The sequence below is a fragment of the Arthrobacter sp. H41 genome, from assembly GCF_000520535.1.
Lineage (GTDB): Bacteria > Actinomycetota > Actinomycetes > Actinomycetales > Micrococcaceae > Arthrobacter_D.
Window position 1 is genome coordinate 3,086 of record NZ_KI914781.1, and the last position, 6,051, is coordinate 9,136.

Here is a 6,051-nt window from a genome sequence, read left to right on the forward strand (position 1 = left end):
GTGACCGTGTGCGGGGCACTGTCTTCATTGACCACGGTCACCATCGCACCCGGGGCGATAGATTCGGGCATCTCGTATTCGAAGTCCGTGATGGTGATCATGACCTCCTCCGCGGGGGCCTCTTCCGCAGAAGCCGAGCCCGTGGCGGAGGCTCCGGCGGCTCCAGTGGTCGCGGCCGCGGATTCCGGTGCCGCGGCTTCACTGGGCGCCGTGGTCGCCTCGGAGCTGCTTGGGCCAGTCTCGGAACCGCAGGCGGCGGTTCCGGTGAGAAGCCCGGCAAGCATTATCGCTGATATTCCGTAACGTACCTTCATGATCGTGCCTCCAAAAGAATGAACTATCGAGTGATGGGTAGGTAAGGGATTGTTACGCAGTTTTCGGCGGGGCCGTCACACCCTGTTGATCGTGCTGTCCCGCACCGTGTCCGCGCCCGTTCCGGTACCGGAACGAACGATGTGAGGGCCGTAAAACCGCGGTGGAAAAATGTGATTTCACGGCCCCGACAAAGGCTCGGTCGAATCAGTTGTTGCTGCTTTGGCGACGGACGGCGTAGGTGCCACCGGCGGCGGCCAGGAGAACCAGTCCCCCACCCAGAGCGATGATCGTTCGTCGAACCCGCCATCATCTTCCGCGGTGACCGTGTGCGGGGCACTGTCTTCATTGACCACGGTCACCATCGCACCCGGGGCGATAGATTCGGGCATCTCGTATTCGAAGTCCGTGATGGTGATCATGACCTCCTCCGCGGGGGCCTCTTCCGCAGAAGCCGAGCCCGTGGCGGAGGCTCCGGCGGCTCCAGTGGTCGCGGCCGCGGATTCCGGTGCCGCGGCTTCACTGGGCGCCGTGGTCGCCTCGGAGCTGCTTGGGCCAGTCTCGGAACCGCAGGCGGCGGTTCCGGTGAGAAGCCCGGCAAGCATTATCGCTGATATTCCGTAACGTACCTTCATGATCGTGCCTCCAAAAGCTCGCTTGCCGCGCTGGTCGCCTCCGAGCCACTGGGCTCAGCGCTGGACCCGCAAGCCGTGACGCCCGTCAGGGCCGCGGCGAGCATCAAAGCTGATATTCCATAACGTACCTTCATGGTCTCTCCCCAAAAATAATGAGCCCGTCAAACGTGGATGGTGGACCGCCGATGGTGATTTGTCGGGCTGCTTAGTTGGTGTGGTTGTAACGGCGGACGGCGTAGGTGCCACCGGCTGCGGCCAGGAGAACCAGCCCCCCACCCAGAGCGATGATCGTTGATCCCTCGCTGGTGCTTTCGCTCATCGCTCCCGTGTCAGCGCCGCCCCTGGGCACAGCCCCCATCTGGTCCATCCCGCTGTGCCCCGCGCTGCCGGGCTTCGCGGCCTCTGGGGCCGGCGCTGGTGTCGCGGGTGTGGTGGGGGCCGGTGCCATGGCTTCGGCTCCGNCCGACGGTGAGGGTGCCGACCATGTTGCCGTGGAATTTGCAGAAGAACCCGTAACTCCCGGCACCGCTCGGGGCAGTGAAAGTAGCACTGGTCCCGCCGGGGATGGTGATATCGAAGGAACCATCATCGGCGGTGACCGTATGGACTTCGGTGTCGTTGTTCGTCACGGTGATCTCGCCACCTGGGTTGACTGTGCCTGGCCCTGAGTAAACGAAGTCGTCGATGCTGATGGTCATCTGGCTGGTGGTCATCGCCGGTACTGCCTGGGAGACCGGGCCGGAAGCGGCGACAGCGACGCCGACGGATCCGAGGCTTGCACCCCCGATCAGGGCTGCGGTGAAAGCTACGCTGAGAACTTTTCTGCTGGTCATCATGATGGAACCCTCCGGCGAGGCGCTTAGGGAAGGCAACGTTTTCGGGGCACCAGTAGGAGGCACTGTGTTCAAGGCTGAAAGCTGTGCCTGCCTACAAGCCACTTCGGCGCTTGCTCGATGTGCGGGGTGAAGGCGACGCCGGGTTCTGAAGGCAGCGGGAACCGGCCCTGATCCACTCTGGGGAAGGACTCGATAAGTGCTTCATGCAAGGGGTTGTCCATTACATCGTGTTCGAACAGCCCTTCGCCTCCGACAGCGACGAGAATCTGGGCACCGTCGCTCCCAGTGTTGCTGCCGGGTGCCGCGTGCCTGTCCCTGCCAGTCTCCCAGCTGGACGGCGACGGCTGCCCGCAGAAGCATTCGGATCCGAGCTACCGAGCAGAGCGAGACGGCGGGCATGCTCCCGTGCGACGAGGGCGGTAAGTGCCTCACGCAGGAGCGCGCTGCGCTCCGAAATCTGGGTGAGTCGCTGCGCTTCCGCGACCAGGGTAACCGTGGTTCGCATGTTTCCTCCATCACCAGAATCGTCACCAGCCAATCTTCAATTCGATGCAGTCCTCGCCCGCGCGACTAAGGCGTGGGACGATCTGTCACCGTCACTCGGTACGCTTGAAGCGTGACTCCCGAGAAACGCCACGGCCTGCCCGGGCTCTTCGTTGCCTTCGAAGGCGGCGACGGCGCCGGAAAATCGACCCAGGCCTCCCTCCTGTGCGAATTCCTGGGGGCAGCGGGCATTCCGGTGATCCGCACGCGTGAGCCGGGTGGGACCCCCGTGGGTGAGAAGCTCCGCAGCCTCGTCCTCGAACACGGCCAGGGAGAGATCGATGCACGCACCGAAGCCCTTCTCTTCGCGGCCTCACGGGCCGCCCACGTAGCGCAGGTGATCCTGCCCGCGCTGGCGCGCGGCGCCGTCGTCGTCTGCGACCGCTATGTCGACTCCTCGGTTGCCTATCAGGGTGCGGGGCGTGAGCTCGGGGCGCAGGCCGTCCTCGATGTGAACCTGTGGGCCGTGGCCGGGCTGCGGCCCGACCTGACGGTCCTGCTCGATGTGGAGCCCGCAGAGGGACGCAACCGCCGGACCGCGCTGAACGCCACGGAGGACCGCATGGAAGCCGAACCGGATCCGTTCCACGAGCGCATCCGGACGCAGTTCCTCCAGCTTGCCGAAAGAAGCGCAGACCGTTACCTGGTGCTGCCCGCCGACGAGGAGAGGGACCAGCTCGGCGGGCAGATCCTCGACGCCGTCCTGGAGCGGCTTTCGTGAGCGTCTGGTCCGACCTGCGGGGGCAGGAATCCGTCGTCGAGCAGCTCAAGCGTGCATCGCAGTCCGGCGCCCCCACCCACGCGTGGCTCTTTACCGGCCCGCCCGGCTCCGGGCGCTCCAACGCGGCGAGGGCCTTCGCCGCCGCCCTGCTCTGCGACCGCGAAGCGCTCGAGGAACGCGGCTGTGGGACGTGCAAGGCCTGCCGGACGGTGCTGGCAGGATCGCATGCCGACCTCACCAACGTCACCACCGAGAAAGTGACGATCACCATCGATGAGGCCCGCGAGCTGGTCCGCAAGGCGCAGGACAAGCCCTCCACCGGGCGCTGGCGGGTGATCGTGGTCGAGGATGCCGACCGCATGCAGGAGCGCAGCACCAATGTGTTACTTAAGGCCATCGAGGAGCCTCCGCCCCGCACTGTATGGCTGCTGTGCGCGCCGAGCCCGGGAGATGTGCTGGTCACCATCCGGTCCCGCTGCCGCTCGGTGAGCCTGCGCCTCCCGCCGGTCCGAGACGTCGCCGAACTGCTGGTGGCCCGTGACGGCATCGACCCGGCGACGGCGGAGGCGGCAGCACGCGCCGCCCAGAGCCACATCGGCGTGGCACGACGCCTCGCCACCGACGACGGCGCCCGCGAGCGCCGCAACCAGATTGTCCGGCTTCCCCTCACGCTGCACTCGGTGTCCGGCGCCATGAAGGCGGCCGCCGATCTCGTGAAGCTGGCCGAAGCGGAGGCACAGAGCTCCTTCGAGCAGCGGGACGCACAGGAACGCGCGGCCCTGCTGACCGCACTCGGCGCCCCCGAGACGGGCACGCTCCCGCCGTCGATGCGGGCGCAGGTCAAGCGCCTGGAGGAGGATCAGACGCGGCGGGCCAAGCGGTCGAAGAACGACTACTTCGACCGGGCGCTGACCGACCTCATCTCGTTCTACCGGGACGTCCTCATGCTCCAGCTGTCCAGCCCGCGGGAGCTCGTCAACGAGCCGCTCCGTCCCGACCTCGAAGCGTTCGCCGGCGACGGCAGCGCCGAGGACACGCTCTTGCATATCGAGGCCATCAACGAGGTGCGGACGCGGCTCGTCAGCACCAACGTGTCCCCGCTCCTCGCCATCGAAGCCATGGCCGTCAGCCTTCTGTCCCGAAAGGACCTTGCGCGATGAAATCCGTACCGGGCGGCATCCCCGCTCCGCCCCGCCGTCGTCGTCGTTGGGGCCCGCTCGCTGCCGCCTCGGCGCTCGCGCTCGCCCTGTCGGGGTGCTCGCTGTTCCCCGGCCAGGACAGCGACCCACCAGAGACGGGGGCCGCCAGCGCCGACCCCACCGTGGTGGGTGAGGTGCCCGGTGAGCTGGAACCGTTCTACAGCCAGCAGGTGGTGTGGGAGCCGTGCGAGGAGGAGTTCGCGTGCGCCACGGTGGAGGTGCCCCTGGACTACAGCGACCCGGGGCGGGACACCATCGAGATCGCGGCGATCCGCTCCGACGCCAGCGGCGAGGCCCAGGGCACCATCCTCGTGAACCCGGGCGGGCCCGGCGCATCGGGATACAACATCGTGAAGAACGCAGTGGAATTCGTCACGAGCGACACCCTGCGGGAAGCGTACGACGTCGTCGGCTTCGATCCGCGCGGTGTGAACCGCTCCAGCGCGGTCGAGTGCCGCACCGATGCCGAGAAGGATGTGGCGCGCGAGCAGTTCATCCCGGCCGGCGCCACCGACGAGGAAGCACTGGCCCTCCTGGTCGAGGACGCCCGGATCTTCGCCGACCTCTGCGCGGAGCGGACCGGCGAACTGCTGGGCTTCGTCGACACCGAGAGCGCAGCGCGGGACATGGACATCCTGCGGGCCGTCGTGAATGATCCGCAACTGAACTTCCTCGGATTCTCCTACGGGACCCAACTGGGCGCGACCTACGCAGAACTCTTTCCTGACCGGGTGGGCCGCATGGTGCTCGACGGCGCCATCGACCCGTCACTCACCAGCGAGCAGGTGACGCTGGGGCAGGCGGCGGCGTTCGAAGAGGCACTCCGGGCGTATGTGGCGGACTGCCAGTCGGGCGACGAATGTCCGCTACCGGGAACCGTCGACGAGGGGGTCGCCGCGGTGCAGGCCCTGTTCGCCTCGATCGAGGAGGAGCCGCAACGTGCGGAGGACGGGCGGCTGGTCACCATCGGCACCTTTGTCCAGGGCTTCATCCTTCCGCTCTACGACAACGCCAACTGGCCCACTCTGACCACCGCGGTGGAGAGCGCGCTGAACGGCGACGTCAGCGACATGCTCTACCTCGCGGACCTCGCCGCGGAGCGCAGCCCGGATGGAACATACGCCACGAATGCCACCGAGGCCTTCCTGGCCATCAACTGCCTGGACTACCCGATGACGTCGGATCCGGCGCAGATGGCCGAGGACGAGGAGGAACTCGTAGCTGCGTCCCCCACGTTCGGGTCCCTCCTCGCCTACGGCGGGGTGACATGCGCGCCCTGGGCCTACGGCCCGGTGCTCGAACCGGCGCCGGTCAGTGCCGCCGGGGCTGAGCCGATCCTCGTCATCGGGACGACGGGAGATCCCGCCACTCCCTATGAATGGTCGCTCGCCCTGGCTGACCAATTGGAATCGGCGGTGCATGTTACGTGGGAGGGCGAGGGCCACACGGCCTACGGGCGCTCGAACGACTGCATCGGCGACATTGTGGATTCCTACTTCGAGAACGGAACAGTGCCGGAGGACGGTGTGCGCTGCTGAGTCCCGCTTTGACCAGCAGGCTCATGCTCTTATACAGTTATTCCTTGTGGATTGACCTCCCGGAAATTTCCGAATCATGAAGCATGCCTCCTTAGCTCAGTCGGTAGAGCGTCTCACTCGTAATGAGAAGGTCGCCAGTTCGACTCTGGCAGGAGGCCCCAACAAAACCCCCGGACCGCTCGCGGCCGGGGGTTTTTCATGCGCGCGCCCAACCCCCCGCTGATTAAGCGGTTATGGCGGCTATTTTTCGAATTTGGCCGCCATAGG

General features: G+C 66.4%; 6 protein-coding genes and 1 tRNA gene. 4 read left to right on the top strand and 3 right to left on the bottom strand.

The genetic code is table 11. The features are described 5' to 3' along the window. Positions 1 to 491: 491 nt before the first annotated feature. The 3 genes from Y705_RS17880 to Y705_RS21775 all read right to left on the bottom strand — a co-directional run bounded on the left by Y705_RS17880 (position 492) and on the right by Y705_RS21775 (position 2,288). Entirely contained in the window at positions 492 to 947 is a 456-nt protein-coding gene (locus tag Y705_RS17880; protein ID WP_155849957.1) for a cupredoxin domain-containing protein, read from the bottom strand. Positions 948 to 1,276: 329 nt separating this feature from the next. Then, positions 1,277 to 1,783, bottom strand: a complete 507-nt coding sequence (locus Y705_RS21160) for a cupredoxin domain-containing protein (RefSeq protein ID WP_081737841.1) — start codon at positions 1,781 to 1,783, stop codon at positions 1,277 to 1,279. A 220-nt stretch (positions 1,784 to 2,003) separates the two neighbouring features. Then, a complete protein-coding gene (locus Y705_RS21775) occupies positions 2,004 to 2,288 on the bottom strand; it encodes a type II toxin-antitoxin system VapB family antitoxin (RefSeq protein ID WP_155849958.1) in 285 nt (94 codons plus the stop codon). A gap of 111 nt (positions 2,289 to 2,399) precedes the next feature. On the opposite strand from Y705_RS21775, the gene tmk reads away from it, so the two are divergent. The 4 genes from tmk (at position 2,400) to Y705_RS0106280 (ending at position 5,945) form a co-directional block, all read left to right on the top strand. Beyond that, a complete protein-coding gene (tmk, locus tag Y705_RS0106265) occupies positions 2,400 to 3,047 on the top strand; it encodes a dTMP kinase (protein ID WP_026532234.1) in 648 nt (215 codons plus the stop codon). Next, positions 3,044 to 4,207, top strand: a complete 1,164-nt coding sequence (locus tag Y705_RS0106270) for a DNA polymerase III subunit delta' (protein WP_026532235.1) — start codon at positions 3,044 to 3,046, stop codon at positions 4,205 to 4,207. The genes tmk and Y705_RS0106270 overlap by 4 nt, the downstream gene beginning before the upstream one ends. Further along, a complete protein-coding gene (locus Y705_RS0106275; RefSeq protein WP_026532236.1) occupies positions 4,204 to 5,784 on the top strand; it encodes an alpha/beta hydrolase in 1,581 nt (526 codons plus the stop codon). The genes Y705_RS0106270 and Y705_RS0106275 overlap by 4 nt, the downstream gene beginning before the upstream one ends. Positions 5,785 to 5,869: 85 nt before the next feature. Next, positions 5,870 to 5,945: transfer RNA gene (locus Y705_RS0106280), tRNA-Thr, on the top strand. The last annotated feature ends 106 nt before the right edge of the window (positions 5,946 to 6,051 follow it).

Coding starts and splice junctions, on each gene's coding strand:
- Y705_RS17880 (WP_155849957.1), bottom strand. CDS start 947: ATGAAGGTACGTTACGGAATATCAGCGATAATGCTTGCCGGGCTTCTC.
- Y705_RS21775 (WP_155849958.1), bottom strand. CDS start 2,288: ATGCGAACCACGGTTACCCTGGTCGCGGAAGCGCAGCGACTCACCCAG.
- Y705_RS0106275 (WP_026532236.1), top strand. CDS start 4,204: ATGAAATCCGTACCGGGCGGCATCCCCGCTCCGCCCCGCCGTCGTCGT.